This window comes from Streptomyces sp. NPDC058086 (assembly GCF_042885015.1).
GTDB lineage: Bacteria > Actinomycetota > Actinomycetes > Streptomycetales > Streptomycetaceae > Streptomyces.
This window is the reverse complement of the sequence record NZ_JBHVST010000018.1, coordinates 47,101-62,506: the sequence shown is the minus strand read 5'-3', so window position 1 is coordinate 62,506 and position 15,406 is coordinate 47,101. Positions and strand designations below refer to the sequence as shown.

The following is a 15,406-nucleotide window of genomic DNA, read 5'->3' as shown; positions in this document are numbered from 1 at the left end:
AACCTTGCGCGCGCTGTTTATTTTTTTAATACTCCACCCCAAAAACCCCCCCCCCAACAATCCGTCGGGGGGGGGGCCCCCCCCCCCCCCGGGGCCCCCCCCCCACGCCGAGGTCACACGGGCGGCGAGGTCAGGCGGGGTGCCGCAGATCCTCCGTCGCCCCCACATGATCGAACAGCTCGCCGTCGTCGCGTTCGACCAGCAGATACGCCTGCGCCTCCCCGACGTGGAAGTACATCCCGTGCAGCTCGAGCGCACCCTCCCGCAGGGCCCGCGCCACTGACTCGTGCGCCCGCAGATGGTCCAACTGCTGCACCACGTTGGTCAGGCACAGCTGCTCCACCGCGTCGGCCGGCGCCCGCCCGGCCAGCCGGGCCCAGGGGCGGTTCTTGGCGGCCATCCGCTCCAGACTCGGCAGCCCGTGCCGCAGCCACCGCTTGAGTGGGGTCTGTGCCCCGCCGGGCTCCGCGTTCAACAGGGCCTGCATGGCCCCGCACCCGGAGTGCCCGCACACCGTGATGGATCGCACATGCAGTACGTCCACCGCGTACTCGATCGCCGCGGCCACCGAATCGTCCCCGCTCTCCTCCCCGGGTCTCGGCACGAGGTTGCCCACGTTGCGTACGACGAACAGGTCGCCCGGACCACTGGAGGTGATCATCGACGTGACAAGCCGCGAGTCGGCACAGGTCAGGAACAGCTGCGACGGTTGCTGCCCTTCCCGTGCCAGCCGCGCCAGCTCACCCCGCACCAGGGGCGCGGTGTTGCGCTGGAACGCGCTGATCCCGCGCGCCAGTTGATGACCGCTCTGACCGCTCTGCCCGCTCCGGCCATCGCGCCCGGCGGCACCGTCCGGCCCCTCCGACCCGTCTGCCCGGCCCGCCCCACCCGACCGGTCGTCGGCGAATGCGGGCTGCGGGCCGGCGGAAGGTTCGCAGTGGTGGTTGCGCCACGGCGTCCAGGGGCGGCAGTGGCAGTGGGAGGAGCCCGCGGGCTCGGCGATCCGGGTGCCGGTCCGACCGGTCAAATCGACCGTGCCGCCTCGCGCGACATGCGCGTTCTGCCAGTCCTGCAGGGACTCGTATGCCGCGTGGTCCATGAACGATCCATCCAACTCCAGGACCACATGCGCCCCTTGAGGTACCAGGTGCAGGGCGCGGCTGAGCCGAGGCACCGCGAGGAACGTCAGCTGCCCTCGTACTCGTACGTGATGGACTGCTCCTCTCTCGTCATGCGTGATGCGCGTGCGGGTGAGGCGGTGCAGGGCGACGGCGACGGCCACGGAGACCCCCAGCGCCACGCCCTCGAGAACACCGAGGCACACGACGCCGAGCGTGGTGACGACGTACACCAGCACTTCGCGGTGGCGGGTGACCGTGCGGATGTGGTGCAGGGACACCATCTGGATGCCGACGGCCATCACCAGGGCGGCGAGCGATGCGAGGGGGATCAGCTCCAGGATCGGGACCATCAGCAGCGCGGCAACTGCTACGAAAACGCCATGCAGCATCGTGGAGTTCCGGCTCACGGCACCGGCTTGCACATTCGCCGAACTGCGCACGGCGACCCCGGCGACGGGCAGCCCGCCGAGCGCGCCGGAGACGACATTGGCGGCGCCCTGACCGAGCAACTCCCGGTTCAGGTCGGAGCGGCCCACCCGGGCTTGCTGCGCGGGTCGCCCCGCCACCAGCTTGTCCACGGCCACGGCGCCGAGCAGCGACTGCACACTGCACACCAGCGTGACGGTGAGAACGGCGGCGGCGATCCCGAGCACCGGCCCCTCGGGCAGCCCGGCCAGCGCGTGGCTGCTCCAGGACGGCAGGTCGACCTTGGGCAGGACCAGCCCGGTGAGTGAGGCGGTCAGGGTAGCCCCCGCGACGGCGACCAGCGCGGCCGGCACGGTGCGCAGGACGTGCCCGACCCGTCCGGGAATTCGTGGCCAGGCGAAGAGGAGCGTCAGTGTCAGCGCGCTCATCGAGACCGCCGCGGGGTGAACGCGCGCCAACTGGGCGGGTAGCGCGTGCAGGTTGTCGAGCACGGCGCTCTGCGGGGTGCCGCCCAGCACGATGTGCAGCTGGGCGACGGCGATGGTCACACCGATGCCGGCCAGCATGCCGTGCACGATCGCGGGGCTGACGGCGAGCGCCGTGCGGGCCACGCGCAGGCATCCCAGGCCCAGCTGGGCGACTCCGGCGAGGACGGTGATGGCGCAGGTCGTACGCCATCCGTAGCGGTGGATGAGCTCGGCGGTGACGACCGTGAGCCCGGCGGCGGGCCCGCTCACCTGGAGCGGTGAGCCGCCGAGCCGTGCGGCGACGAGTCCGCCCACGGCGGCGGCGACGAGCCCCGACTGGAGCGGCGCGCCGGTGGCGAGGGCGATGCCGAGGGACAGAGGCAGGGCGATCAGGAAGACCGCGATCGAGGCCGACAGATCGGCGCCCGCGATACGGAATCGGCGGGGCGGGGTCGGCGGGGGGCTGTGGGGTTGGTGGATGCGCCTGGGCCGAGTCGAGTCGGCGGCGCGGGTGGGGACGCAGGCAGACATTCCCGTCTCCTCCGGGGCAGCGCGGTCGCGGAACAGGTGATCCCCGTCCAGGGAGGACGGGGGCAGATCGCGGCCGTGGGTCACGGCGTGCAGTGGCGGGACTTTCAACGCTCGGTAAATAGATCGTAATCCAGAGTAAAGCTCTCATGCGGACTTTAGTGGCAAATGGGGCATTAATTCACCCTCGTGGGTGAACCGATCTTTTTATCGGCTTGTCGTATTTATTCGGTCTCGCCCCCGTGCGACCTTGACGGCGCTGTCGGCATTTAGCCGCACAACACCATAGAACGCCCAAAGCGGCGTTGCTCTGACAGAAGGAAGAAGGTGGGCGGAAATGGCCGCCACCCAGAGGATCGCCGCGGGCGTAGCAGTCGCCGCGGCCTGCGCCACGGCGCTCGCCGGTTGCGCCACCGGCACCACCGGTTCCAAGGAAGGCGCGCACGGCGCGAACGAGGCCGCGGGGGCCCCGGCGCCCCAGAGCGTGGTCCGCCTGATCGGCGACGGCTCCACCGCGTACACCGGAGCGCAGCCGAATCTGCCCAAGCCCGAGCGGCTGAAGCCCGGTCAGAAGCCCCCGCAGTTCGTGGTCTTCTCGTGGGACGGCGCCGGCGAGGACAGCCAGAAGCTCTTCTCGCACTTCCGCAAGGTCGCCAAGGACAACGGGGCGACGATGACGTACTTCCTGAGCGGCGTGTACCTGCTGCCGGAGGACAAGCGCGAGCTGTACAAGCCGCCGGAGCACTCGCCGGGCAGCTCGGAGATCGGCTTCAACGACGAGAAGGGCATCAAGGACACCGTCGAGCAGCTACGTGGTGCGTGGCTGGAGGGTAACGAGATCGGCACGCACTTCAACGGCCACTTCTGTGGTGCGGGAGGCGGTGTCGGCGAGTGGTCGGTCGCGGAGTGGAAGAGCGAGATCGCCCAGGCGAAGGCGTTCGTGAAGTCCTGGAAGACCAACGTGGGCATGAAGAACGCGGCTCCGCTGCCCTTCGACTACGACAAGGAGCTCATCGGCGCCCGCACGCCCTGCCTGGAGGGCCAGAAGAACTTCATGAAGGCGGCACGGCAGCTGGGCTTCCGCTATGACACCAGCGGCGTCAACAACCAGCTCTGGCCCAAGAAGAAGAACGGCCTGTGGGATCTGTCGATGCAGCTGGTCCCCTTCCCCGGGCACACCTTCGAGCAGCTCACCATGGACTACAACTTCATGGTCAACCAGTCGGGCACGCAGACCCAGGGCGACCCCGACAAGCGGGAGTACTGGGGCAACCAGATGCGTGACGGCCTGCTCAAGGGCTTCGACCGCGCCTACGACGGCAACCGCGCGCCGCTGATCATCGGCAACCACTTCGAGTCCTGGAACGGCGGCACCTACATGCGTGCCATCGACCAGGTCGTGGAGAACGTCTGCAACAAGCCCGACGTCCGCTGCGTCTCCTTCCGGCAACTCGCCGACTGGCTCGACGCCCAGGACCCGACCACGCTGGACAGGCTGCGCGGCCTCACCGTCGGAGAGGCCCCGAAGCAGGGCTGGGCGTCCTTCCTGTCGGGCCGCCCCGCCCCGGCCCCGAAGGGCATTCCCGGGGCGCCGGCCCTCAAGCCGTAGCCACCAGTCCCTCTCCTAGTACGAAACCGGGGTCGACCTGCGCCGCCAGGTCGGCCCCGGTCCTCTCGTTGCCCCAGCTGCCCGCGTTCTTCAGGTGGAAGTGCACCATCTGGCGCGTGTAGCGCTCCCAGTCCCGCAGCTCGTACGTGGCGTCTGCGGCGGTCTGCAAGGTGCGCAGGGAGCGGCGGTTGGCGTCCTCCAGGAGCTCGAACCGGGGTGGGCGGCCCTTCTCCATGGCGCGCACCCAGTCCGAGTGCCCGACTGTGACCAGGAGGTCGTCACCCACTTCGGCGCGGAGGAAGTCGATGTCGTCCTGGCCCTGCACCTTGTTGCCGACGACCTTCAGGATGACTCCGAAGTCGCGGGCGTACTCCTTGTACTGCCGATAGACGGAGACTCCCTTCCGGGTCGGCTCGGCGACGAGGAACGTGATGTCGAAGCGGGTGAACATGCCGGACGCGAAGGAGTCGGAGCCCGCCGTCATGTCGACGACGACGTACTCGCTCTGGCCGTCGACGAGATGGTTCAGGCAGAGCTCCACTGCACCGGTCTTGGAGTGGTAGCAGGCCACTCCCAAATCGGCCTCGCTGAACGGGCCGGTGACCATCAAACGGACGGCGCCGCCGTCGAGTTCCACCGGACGCGCACAGGCGTCGTACACCGGATTGTTCTCGCGCACCCGCAGCAGTCGGGACCCCTCACCGGGCGGGGTCGTCTTGATCATCGTCTCTGCGGACGTGATCCGCGGATTGGACCCGCGCAGGTAGTCCTTGATCAGCTGCAGCCGCGGGCCCATGGCGGGCAGCCCGGCGGCCACCGCCTCGTCGAGGCCGAGGGCGGCCCCCAGGTGCTGGTTGATGTCGGCGTCCACCGCGACGACCGGCGATCCCGAGGCCGCGAGGTGGCGGATGAAGAGGGAGGACAGGGTCGTCTTGCCGCTGCCGCCCTTCCCTACGAAAGCAATTTTCATGTTCACCAAGGGTAGTGGGGTGACTGCGCACAGTGCCCTGGTGACGTGAAGAAGACCACTCCTTCGTGGGGCGGGCCGCCGGGGTGCGTAGGGTCGTACTCATGAGTACGACAGGCGCGACCGCCGATCCGCTCGCGGCCCTGGGCTCGCTGCCCGGCGTGGCCGAATCCGTCGAGTCCGTCCGCAAGGCAGTGGACCGGGTCTACGGACACCGGATCATGCGGCGCCGCAGCAACGAGATCACTTCCGAGGCCGCACTGCGGGGAGCCCGTGGTTCCGCGGCGCTGTCCGGCGCCGACTGGGCCCTCGAAGAGGTGCGTCGACGCACCGACTTCAGCGGTGACGACGAGGCCCAGACGGTCGGCGCGGCTCTTCGGCTGACCGCCGAGGCGGGCCAACTGCTGTCCATCTGGCGGCAGTCGCCCCTCCGGGTGCTGGCCCGGCTGCACCTCGTCGCGGCTGCGGACCAGGGGGACACCGTCGGCAGGCCCCGTCAGGACGGCGAACCGGTCGACGAGCCGCTCGTCGAGCTGCCCCTGCCCGACGCGACCGAGGTGGCCGGCCGACTCGAAGGGCTCTCGCAGCTGATCATCGCGGGTGGTTCGGCCCCGGCGCTGGTGACGGCTGCCGTCGTACACGGCGAGCTGCTCGCCCTGCGCCCCTTCGGGACCCACAACGGCCTGGTCGCACGCGCGGCCGAGCGCATCGTTCTGGTCGGCAGCGGCCTCGACCCCAAATCCGTCTGCCCGGCGGAGGTCGGTCACGCCGAGCTGGGCCGCGCGGCCTATCTGGCGGCCCTGGAAGGCTATGTCTCCGGCACCCCGCAGGGCATGGCGACCTGGATCGCCCACTGCGGCAGGGCGATTGAACTGGGAGCCAGGGAGTCGACAGCTGTCTGCGAGGCGCTTCAGCGCGGCGCGGCGTAAGTCTCCGGACAGGGTTGCGGCGGTACGAGTTCTCGTACCGCCGCTGGCATGCTCACCGGGTTACCAAGCGTCCTCGATATGTTGCCCATCAGGTCGGGAACTCCTGCCCGTCACCTGGTGCGGCTGGCCCGTAATCGACGGGTCGACGTCGCGTGGGTGCTCGATGTCCATGCGCGGTCCGTGGGGCCTTCGGTTGCGTTTGAAGGTGATCCTTTCGGATGTCCTTGGTCTCGCGGGCCGTTAACCCCTTTCTACTCCTGGTCCAGAGGAAGCGGAACCCCTGACTGCACTTCTTTACTTTTAGGTTCAAATGGCGGCGAATCGGACGTAAATGTGCCGCACGCACACGCGTGTCGCGCTCACACCACCGTCGTGCGCCGCTTGCTCGCGTACCAGACGAGTCCCGCCGTGGCCGCCGCCGCTCCTATCGCGGCCGCCGCGACGAGCGCCGGACGCGGCGGCACCGACAGTGCGGGCAGCCGCTGCTTGAGCCGGACCGGCCGGTGGAAGTCCAGAATCGGCCACGAGCGGGCAAGCGCCTCGCGTCGCAGCGCACGGTCCGGATTCACCGCATGGGGATGGCCGACGGCCTCCAGCATCGGAACATCGGTCGCGGAGTCGCTGTAGGCGTAGCAGCGCGCGAGGTCGTACCCCTCGGACGCGGCCAGCTCCTTGACCGCCTCGGCTTTCGTCGGCCCGTACGCGTAGTACTCCACTTCTCCGGTGAAGCAGCCGTCCTCGCCGACGACCATGCGTGTGGCCACCACCCGGTCTGCGCCGAGCAGCTCTCCGATCGGCTCGACCACTTCTGCCCCGGACGTGGAGACGATCACGACATCGCGCCCGGCGGTGTGGTGCTCCTCGATGAGAGAGGCGGCCTCGTCGTAAATGATCGGGTCGATCAGGTCGTGCAGCGTCTCGGCGACGATCTCCTTGACCTGCTGGACGTTCCAGCCGCGGCACAGCGCGGACAGGTATGCGCGCATCCGCTCCATCTGATCGTGGTCCGCGCCGCCCGCCATGAACACGAACTGGGCATATGCGGTGCGCAACACGGCCCTTCGGTTGATCAGCCCGCCTTGGTAGAACGACTTGCTGAACGTGAGCGTGCTCGACTTCGCAATGACCGTCTTGTCCAGGTCAAAGAAGGCTGCCGTGCGAGGCAAGGAGTGGTTTTCCACGGGCCCGAGCATATGCGCCCACCATTCGGGCTAGTGTGGGGCGCGTGGGTTTGCCTGAGAGGGCTCTCGGGTACACCATGGAAGTCACGGATCGTTCGCGACCGTGCTAACCCGGTCCGACTCCTCCCCCCCCGAGTCGGCCGTGGGGACGACCCCCGCTCTCCCCCCCGGCGGGGGTCGTCGCATGTCCGGATGGGTTTTTCCCCTCTCTCGCGCGACCCCAGGACCCCCTAGTCACCGCTGTGGCCGCCCCCTCTGCACGCCCATGTTTCGTCACTCTGCGTATCCGTGAGGCTGCTCTGTGGAAGTCGCAGGCGGCTCACCGGTATGGGTGAAGGCGATATTCACAACCACTGAGTTGTCCACAGTTATCGACCAAGATCCACACGATTTTCTGGATCGCTGCACCGTGATTCCAGCGCGTCCCGCTCGCGGCAAGTTCCTCGCGGCAAGTTCATGGCCGGTTCCGTTTGTCGGACGCGTTTGGCCGGTTCGTATCGGCCGTTCATATGGAGGCCGCTTGCCGGTTCTTCACACGAGAGGGAATCGCGGGTCCGCAGAGGACCTTGCGAGCTCCGCGCAAGGAGCAGCGAAGGGGGCTGGAGATCGTGGCGGGAGCCATCACACACGACCTGCCGCCCGCCGCCGACGGGCGGCAGGGCGGACCATTGATCGTCACGGAGGACGCCGAACTCCTCGACGACCTGCTGCGCCTGTGCGCCGCGGCGGGCGCGAGGCCGGAGGTCCACCACGGGGTGCCCGAGGGCCGCGGCAGCTGGGAGGCGGCACCGCTCGTCCTGGTAGGCGACGACGCGGCGCGGCGCGTGCGCGGAGCGGCGCGCCGACCCGGAGTGGTGCTGATCGGCCGGGACCAGGACGACTCCGGCGTCTGGAAACGGGCTGTCGAGATCGGAGCCGACCACGTCCTGATGCTTCCGGACGGCGAGCAGTGGCTCGTCGACCGCATCGCCGATGTGGCCGAGGGAGTCGGCCGCCCCGCGCTCACCGTCGGAGTGATCGGCGGCCGCGGCGGGGCCGGAGCCTCCACGCTGGCCTGCGCGCTCGCCGTCACCTCTGCGCGCGAGGGACGTCGCACCCTGCTCGTGGACGCGGATCCTCTGGGTGGCGGACTCGACGTACTCCTGGGCGGAGAGGCCGCCGAAGGCCTGCGCTGGCCGGCGTTCGCCGCCTCCCGCGGCAGGGTCGGCGGCGGCGCCCTGGAGGAGTCCCTTCCCGCACTGCACGCGCTGCGCGTCCTCAGCTGGGACCGCGGCGACTGCGTCACCATCCCGGCGCAGGCCGTCCGCGCGGTCCTGGCCGCCGCCAGACGGCGCGGCGGCACCGTGGTCGTCGACCTGCCCCGCCGCGTCGACGATGGCGTCGCGGAAGCCCTCGCCCAGCTCGACCTCGGGCTGCTGGTGGTCCCCGCCGATTTGCGCGCCGTCGCGGCGGCCAAACGGGTGGCGTCCGTGGTCGGCATGGTCCTGCGCGACCTGCGCGTCGCAGTCCGCGGCCCCTATGCGCCGGGTCTCGACGACCGCGAAGTGGCCCGCCTGCTCGGACTGCCGCTGGTCGGAGAGGTGCCCGCGGAATCCACGCTGCCAGACACCGGCGTGCCGCCCGGGGGAGCGTCGCGGGGGCCGCTCGCCCGGTTCTGCACGGCCTTCTGGGCGCGGGTTCCGGTGGAAGGCGGGGGCGTATGAGCTGGGAGGCGGGCACGGGCGCGGGGACCGGCACGGGACTGCTGGACGGCGTACGGCAGTGGCTCGCCGAGAGCGGGTCGGAGCCGACTCCCGCGCGCGTGGCACAGGCCCTGCGCGAGCAGGGGCGAGTGCTCGGAGACGCCGAAGTCCTCGGCGCCGCCGAGCGGTTGCGCTCCGAGCTGGTCGGCAGTGGGCCGCTGGAGCCGCTGCTCGCCGACCCGTCGGTGACCGACGTCCTGGTGTCCGCGCCGGACCGGGTGTGGGTGGACCGGGGCGGTGGCCTGGAACTGACGGGCGTCTCCTTTCCGGACGCGGCGGCCGTACGACGCCTCGCGCAGCGCCTCGCGGCCGTGGCCGGGCGAAGGCTCGACGACGCCCGCCCCTGGGTCGACGCCCGGCTTCCGGACGGCACCCGCCTGCACGCGGTACTGCCCCCGGTGGCCGTCGGCTCCACCTGCCTGTCGCTGCGGGTCGTAAGGCCGCGCGCGTTCACCCTCGACGAGCTGGTGGCGGCGGGGACAGTCCCGCCGGGCGGGGACCGAGTGCTCAGAGCCCTGCTGGACGCCCGGCTGTCGTTCCTGATCAGCGGCGGCACCGGAAGCGGCAAGACGACCCTGCTGAGCGCGCTGCTTGGGCTGGTCGGCGCCGGGGAGCGGATCGTGCTGGCCGAGGACTCGGCGGAGCTGCGGCCCGACCATCCCCATGTGGTGCGCCTGGAGGGGCGGCCCGCCAATCAGGAGGGCGTCGGACTCGTGGCGCTGCAGGACCTGGTCCGTCAGGCCCTGCGCATGCGACCGGACCGACTGGTGGTCGGCGAGGTGCGCGGACCGGAGGTCGTGTCGCTCCTGGCGGCGCTCAACACCGGCCACGAGGGCGGCTGCGGAACGGTGCATGCGAATGCTGCGGCGCAGGTACCGGCCCGTCTGGAGGCCCTGGGCACGGCGGCAGGGCTCGACAGGGCGGCGCTGCACAGTCAGTTGGCGGCGGCGCTGTCCGTGGTCCTGCATCTCGTACGGGACCGGGCCGGGCGGCGGCGGATCGCCGAGGTGCATGTCCTGGAGCGCGATGCGACGGGGCTGGTGGTGACGGTGCCCGCGCTGCGGTGGGGCGCGGAGGCGTTCGCGTACGAGCGGGGGTGGGAGCGGCTGCGGGGGCTGCTCCGGGACGGGACCGAGGGGAGTGGGCTGTGTTGACGGGGGTCGGTGACATCTCGGTGGGGGCTGCCATGGCGTGTGCCGGGGCGGCGGCCTGGTTGATGGGCGGGTGGGACGCGGGGGCGCGCAGGGCGCGGCTGCTGTGCGCTGCTGGCGGGGTGGTGGCCACCGGACCGCCGGCGTGGGAGCGGGCACGGGCCGAGTGGCGGCGGCTGCGCGGGCGGCTGCGTCCCGAAGGGTGGTCGCTGGTCGCCGGGTTGGTGATCGCGGTACTCGGCGCGTCCGTGGTGCCGCTGTTCCTCGGGGCGGCCGGGATGCCGCTGCTCCGCCGAGTACGGCGGGCCGGGGAGGCGCGGCGCGCGGGGGAGCAGCGGGGTGAGGCGGTGATCGCCCTGTGCGGGGCGCTGGCCGGCGAGGTGCGGGCCGGGCATCAGCCGGGCGAGGCCCTGCGGAGAGCCGCGCGTGACTCGGGCGGGCTCGGCGAGGCCCAGGCGGTGGTGCTGGCGGCGGCACGGTTCGGCGGTGATGTGCCGGGCGCGCTCACCGACGCGGCACGGCAGCCGGGGGCCGACGGGCTGGTGGGGCTCGCCGCGTGTTGGCGGGTGGCGGTGGACCGGGGCGCGGGCCTGGCGGCGGGACTCGACCGCCTGGAAGGGGCCCTGTGCGCGGAGCGGGACCAACGGGCCGACCTGCGAGCCCAATTGGCGGGATCGCGATCCACGGCGGTGATGCTCGCGGGGCTGCCCGTTATGGGCCTTCTGCTCGGCACCGCGCTGGGCGCCGATCCGCTGCACGTGCTGCTGCACAGCGGGCCGGGCCTGGGCTGTCTGGTGGTCGGAGGAGTGCTGGAGGGCGTGGGGCTGTGGTGGGCGCTGCGCATCGTGAAGGGAGCGGAGGCGGCATGAACACAGAAGTTGTCCACAGGCTGGGGGCGCTTGTGTGCGGGGCGCTCGCGCTGGGGTGGCTGCCCCGGGCGCTGGGTGCGGCGCGGCGTGAGCGACGGGCGCGCAGAAGGCTGACCGACCTGCTGGCCTTGGAGAGGACACCCGAGAAGCGGCACTTCGCGGTCCGGGACGTCGTCCGGCGGTGGCTGCCGGTGGCGGGCGCGGTGTGCGCCGGCTGGGTGCTGGTCGGCGGTCTTGCCGGGGTTGTGGTGGGGCTGCTGGCCGGGTTCGGGGCCTGGCGGTGGCGGCAGCGTCGCAGACCGGGGCCGGTGGAGGAGTACGACGCGGCACTGGCTGCCCGGCAACTCCCCCTGGCGGCCGACCTGGTCGCGGCCTGTATCGCGGCGGGGGCGGACCCCGTGGTCGCAGCGCAGGCGGTTGGCGAGGCCCTGGGCGGACCGGTGGGGGAGCGGCTCGCGCGGGGCGCCGCGGAGGTACGGCTCGGGGGCGAACCGGCCGAGGCATGGCGGAGGTTGGCGTCGCTCCCGGGCACGGGGGCGCTGGCGCGGCTGCTGGAACGGGCGGGCGAGTCGGGCGTACCGGCTGCCGTGCCGGTCGGGCGGCTCGCCATGGAGGCCCGCGCCGAGCGGGGCCGCACCGCGACGGCGCGGGCGCGTCGGGCAGCCGTCATGGTCACCGCGCCCGTGGGGCTGTGCTTTCTTCCCGCGTTCCTCGCGATGGGCGTCCTGCCCGTGGTGATCGGGCTGGCGGACGGGGTGCTGGGAGGGGGTGGCGGATGACGGGCTACGGCTTGGGCTGAGCAACGGACGATCAGCTGAACGACGGACGATCAACAGATTCGAACCTTACGGGGGTTGAGATGTGCAAGACGGTGGGCGTACGGATGCGGGCGTGGCTGCTGGGTCTGGCGGTGCGCAGGGACGCGGGAATGGTCACCTCCGAGTACGCGGTGGGTGTCCTCGCGGCGGTGGCTTTCGCGGCGGTGCTCTACAAGGTGGTGACGAGTGGCCAGGTCGGCGCGGAGTTGCAGGACATCGTGGGGCGGGCGCTCAATGCCCCGATGTGAACGCGGGACGGCGGGAAGGGGCCGGGCCCGGAGCCGGAGCCGGAGCCGGAGCCGGGACCGGGACCGGGACCGGGGATTCGTGACCGCCGAGGCCGCCGTGGTGCTGCCCTCTTTGGTGCTCGTCGGAATGGCGCTGGTCTGGGCCCTGCTCGCCGCGTCGGCGCAGATCCAGTGCGTGGACGCGGCCAGGGCGGGTGCCCGTGCGGCGGCCCGCCAGGACCCGCCGGACACGGTGGCGGCGACGACACGCCGCGCGGCACCGCGCGGCGCCAGGGTCACGGTGACCCGGGAGGGCGACCTCGTCCGGGTCACGGTCAAGGCGAGCGCGCCGGGACCGGACGGACTGTCGCTGGAGCTGAGCGACGAGGCCGTGGCGCTGGCGGAGGAGACGGTGGGGGTGGTGAGGGGATGAGGGTCTGGAGCCGCGGTCACGTCGCGCGGACGGCCGCTTGGAACAGATGGCACACCTACCGGCCCCGTTGCTCGGACAGAGGATCGGCCACCGTGTGGACCGTCGGGGCGATCGCCGTCCTGTGTGTCGTGTTCGGGGCCGTCCTGGCCATGGGACAGGCGGTCGTGGTCCGGCACCGCGCGGCGGGGGCGGCCGACCTGGCCGCGCTCGCCGCGGCGGACCACTGGTCGGACGGCGGCAACGCGGCCTGCGCCCAGGCGGACCGGGTGGCGCGTGCCCAGCGGGCCCGGCTGGTGCGGTGCGCCGTGGAGGGCGAGATCTCGGACGTCACGGCTGCGTCGGGCGCCGGACCCTTCGACGTGGAGGTCAGGTCCAGAGCCGGTCCCGCGAGACCGCAGGAGCCGGGGCCTAGCCCTCCGGCGCCCCCCGCAGCAGCTGAGTGAGCAGCCGCACAGCGCCCCGTTTGTGCAGCGGCTCGTTCCCGTTGCCGCACTTGGGGGACTGGATGCAGGACGGGCAGCCGGCCTCGCACTCGCAGGACGCGATGGCCTGCCGGGTGGCGGTGAGCCAGGCCCGGGCGGTGTGGAAGGCGCGCTCCGCGAAGCCCGCGCCGCCCGGGTGGCCGTCGTAGACGAAGACCGTGGGCAGGAGCGTGTCCGGGTGCAGCGGGATGGACACGCCGCCGATGTCCCAGCGGTCGCAGGTGGCGAACAGCGGGAGCATGCCGATCGACGCGTGCTCGGCGGCGTGCAGGGCGCCGCCGAGGATCTCCGGGCTGATCCGGGCCGCGTCCAGCTGGTCCTCGGTGACCGTCCACCACACGGCGCGCGTGCGGAGCGTACGAGGAGGGAGGTCGAGTTTCGACTCGCCCAGCACTTCACCGGTGATGACACGACGACGCAGGAAGGAGACGACCTGGTTGGTGACTTCGACGGAGCCGTAGCACAACCGGCCCTCGCCCCAGGGGACTTCGGTGTCCGTCTCCAGGACGGAGATGGACGTCGTGTCGCGGGCGACCGTCGAATACGGCGGGTTGGCCTCCTCGACCAGGGCGACGGAGTCCTCCAGGTCCAGGTGCTTCACCAGGTACGTACGGCCCTGGTGGAGGTGGACCGCGCCCTCGTGGACCGTGGTGTGCGCGGAGCCCGCGTCGACCGTGCCGAGCAGCCGCCCGGTCCCGGCCTCGACGATCTGTACCGGACTGCCGCCCTCGCCGCGGATGTCGGTCAGGTCGGCGGCCCGCTCCCGACGGGTCCAGTGCCACGCCGTCGTCCGGCGGCGCAGCAGCTTCGCGGCCTCCAGCTGCGGCATTAGATCCGCGGCGGCCGGGCCGAAGAGCTCCAGATCCTCTTCGGTGAGGGGGATCTCGGAGGCGGCGGCGCACAGGTGCGGGGCGAGGACGTACGGGTTGTCGGGGTCGAGGACGGTGGATTCCACCGGTTGGTCGAACAGGGCCTCGGGGTGGTGCACGAGGAACGTGTCCAGCGGGTCGTCGCGGGCGACGAGGACGGCGAGTGCGCCCTGCCCCGATCGGCCGGCGCGGCCCGCCTGCTGCCACAGGGAGGCCCGGGTGCCCGGGTAGCCCGCGATGACGACGGCGTCCAGGCCGGAGACGTCGACGCCGAGTTCGAGGGCGGTGGTGGCGGCGAGGCCGAGGAGTTCGCCGGAGTGCAGGGCGCGCTCCAGGGCGCGGCGTTCCTCGGGGAGGTAGCCGCCGCGGTAGGCGGCCACGCGCCGGGCCAGTGAGCGGTCGATCTCGGCGAGACGCTCCTGGGCGATCACCGCGATCAGCTCGGCGCCGCGGCGGGACCGTACGAAGGCGACGGAGCGCACGCCCTGGAGGGTCAGGTCGGTGAGGAGGTCGGCCGTCTCGGCGGTGGCGGTACGCCGAACGGGTGCTCCTTTCTCGCCGTGCAGCTCGGTGAGCGGGGGCTCCCAGAGGGCGAACACGAGTTCGCCGCGAGGGGAGGCGTCGTCGGCGATCTCGACGACCGGGAGGCCGGTCAGCCGGCGGGCGGCGACCGAGGGCTCCGCGGCGGTCGCGGAGGCCAGCAGGAAGACCGGGGAGGAGCCGTAGCGGGCGCACAGACGGCGCAGCCTGCGCAGCACCTGGGCCACATGGGAGCCGAAGACACCGCGGTAGGTGTGGACCTCGTCGATGACGACGTACTTCAGGGCGCGGAGGAAGGAGGACCAGCGGGGGTGGGAGGGCAATATCCCGCGGTGCAGCATGTCGGGGTTGGTCAGGACGTAGTTGGCGTACTGCCGTACCCACTCGCGTTCCTCGAACGGAGTATCGCCGTCGTACACGGCTGGGCGAACCGCCTTGCCCAAAGGTTGTGAAAGTTCCTTCACCGACCGGCGCTGATCGGCTGCAAGGGCCTTTGTGGGGGCCAGATAGAGCGCGGTGGCCCCCCGGCCGTTCGGAGCCTCGGAGCCGTCCAGAAGGGCCGTCAGGACCGGTGTGAGGTACGCCAGGGACTTTCCCGAGGCGGTGCCGGTGGCGACGATCACGGAGTCGCCGTCCAGGGCGTGCTCGGCGGCCAGCGCCTGGTGGGCCCAGGGGTGCTCGATGCCCGCGGCCTGCACCGCGGCGATGACCTCCGGACGGATCCGGTCGGGCCACACTGCATGGCGACCCGCCCGCGGGGGCAAGTGCTCCGTATGAGTGATGCGCGAAGCCCGGCTCGGCCCCGAGGCGAGCCGGTCAAGGACCGTGCCCGGATCGGGGCGGGAAGCGGTGTCCGTCGAGGGTCGATCGGATCGGTGATTCTTGGCCATCGGCACCGAGTGTGTCACTGGCGTGACGGACAATGGGGCCAAGGCGTCGTGCACGCCTGCCGGTAAGTGATTGAATGCCATCGCGGCTGGCGAACCGTCCCGGGGGCTCTGCCGAGGTGTCCCTTGGGATGACCGCTCGATAGCAAGGTGCTGGAGG

13 protein-coding genes are annotated in these 15,406 nt (G+C 71.6%); 9 read left to right on the top strand and 4 right to left on the bottom strand.

Annotated elements, in window-relative coordinates:
• Positions 1-130 precede the first annotated feature (130 nt).
• Entirely contained in the window at positions 131-2,545 is a 2,415-nt protein-coding gene (locus ACFVWD_RS16825) for a bifunctional SulP family inorganic anion transporter/carbonic anhydrase (protein ID WP_389596830.1), read from the bottom strand.
• Positions 2,546-2,879: 334 nt separating this feature from the next.
• Between ACFVWD_RS16825 and ACFVWD_RS16820 the strand changes: the two genes are divergently transcribed.
• A complete protein-coding gene (locus tag ACFVWD_RS16820; RefSeq protein ID WP_389596828.1) occupies positions 2,880-4,151 on the top strand; it encodes a hypothetical protein in 1,272 nt (423 codons plus the stop codon).
• Here the strand turns inward: ACFVWD_RS16820 and ACFVWD_RS16815 are convergent.
• Positions 4,141-5,121 carry an ATP-binding protein gene (locus ACFVWD_RS16815; RefSeq protein ID WP_384917623.1) on the bottom strand — a complete coding sequence of 327 codons (981 nt, stop codon included), beginning with the start codon at positions 5,119-5,121 and terminating at the stop codon, positions 4,141-4,143. The two genes, ACFVWD_RS16820 and ACFVWD_RS16815, sit on opposite strands and share 11 nt — an antisense overlap.
• Before the next feature lie 101 nt (positions 5,122-5,222).
• On the opposite strand from ACFVWD_RS16815, the gene ACFVWD_RS16810 reads away from it, so the two are divergent.
• Positions 5,223-6,047 carry a Fic family protein gene (locus tag ACFVWD_RS16810; RefSeq protein ID WP_168509914.1) on the top strand — a complete coding sequence of 275 codons (825 nt, stop codon included), beginning with the start codon at positions 5,223-5,225 and terminating at the stop codon, positions 6,045-6,047.
• Between the two features lie 359 nt (positions 6,048-6,406).
• On the opposite strand, the gene ACFVWD_RS16805 is transcribed toward ACFVWD_RS16810, so the two are convergent.
• Positions 6,407-7,240: an HAD family hydrolase gene (locus ACFVWD_RS16805; RefSeq protein WP_389596826.1), complete on the bottom strand. Its 834-nt coding sequence runs from the start codon at positions 7,238-7,240 to the stop codon at positions 6,407-6,409.
• 596 nt (positions 7,241-7,836) lie between these two features.
• On the opposite strand from ACFVWD_RS16805, the gene ssd reads away from it, so the two are divergent.
• The 7 genes from ssd to ACFVWD_RS16770 all read left to right on the top strand — a co-directional run bounded on the left by ssd (position 7,837) and on the right by ACFVWD_RS16770 (position 12,911).
• The gene (ssd, locus tag ACFVWD_RS16800; protein ID WP_389596824.1) at positions 7,837-8,931 is read left to right on the top strand and encodes a septum site-determining protein Ssd; all 1,095 of its coding nucleotides are present in this window, start codon (positions 7,837-7,839) and stop codon (positions 8,929-8,931) included.
• Positions 8,928-10,124 carry a TadA family conjugal transfer-associated ATPase gene (locus ACFVWD_RS16795; protein WP_389596823.1) on the top strand — a complete coding sequence of 399 codons (1,197 nt, stop codon included), beginning with the start codon at positions 8,928-8,930 and terminating at the stop codon, positions 10,122-10,124. The genes ssd and ACFVWD_RS16795 overlap by 4 nt, the downstream gene beginning before the upstream one ends.
• 32 nt (positions 10,125-10,156) lie before the next feature.
• Positions 10,157-10,990 (top strand): type II secretion system F family protein, encoded by an 834-nt coding sequence (locus ACFVWD_RS16790; protein WP_389596931.1) that lies wholly within the window; start codon positions 10,157-10,159, stop codon positions 10,988-10,990.
• On the top strand, positions 10,987-11,769 hold the full coding sequence (locus tag ACFVWD_RS16785) for a type II secretion system F family protein (protein WP_389596821.1): 783 nt from the start codon (positions 10,987-10,989) through the stop codon (positions 11,767-11,769). The genes ACFVWD_RS16790 and ACFVWD_RS16785 overlap by 4 nt, the downstream gene beginning before the upstream one ends.
• A gap of 80 nt (positions 11,770-11,849) precedes the next feature.
• Positions 11,850-12,056 (top strand): DUF4244 domain-containing protein, encoded by a 207-nt coding sequence (locus ACFVWD_RS16780; protein WP_248296872.1) that lies wholly within the window; start codon positions 11,850-11,852, stop codon positions 12,054-12,056.
• A complete protein-coding gene (locus ACFVWD_RS16775) occupies positions 12,043-12,468 on the top strand; it encodes a TadE family type IV pilus minor pilin (protein ID WP_389596819.1) in 426 nt (141 codons plus the stop codon). The genes ACFVWD_RS16780 and ACFVWD_RS16775 overlap by 14 nt, the downstream gene beginning before the upstream one ends.
• On the top strand, positions 12,465-12,911 hold the full coding sequence (locus tag ACFVWD_RS16770; protein ID WP_389596818.1) for an Rv3654c family TadE-like protein: 447 nt from the start codon (positions 12,465-12,467) through the stop codon (positions 12,909-12,911). The genes ACFVWD_RS16775 and ACFVWD_RS16770 overlap by 4 nt, the downstream gene beginning before the upstream one ends.
• Here ACFVWD_RS16770 and ACFVWD_RS16765 read toward each other — a convergent pair.
• The gene (locus tag ACFVWD_RS16765) at positions 12,877-15,330 is read right to left on the bottom strand and encodes a DEAD/DEAH box helicase (protein WP_389596817.1); all 2,454 of its coding nucleotides are present in this window, start codon (positions 15,328-15,330) and stop codon (positions 12,877-12,879) included. The genes ACFVWD_RS16770 and ACFVWD_RS16765 overlap by 35 nt on opposite strands.
• Positions 15,331-15,406: the final 76 nt, after the last annotated feature.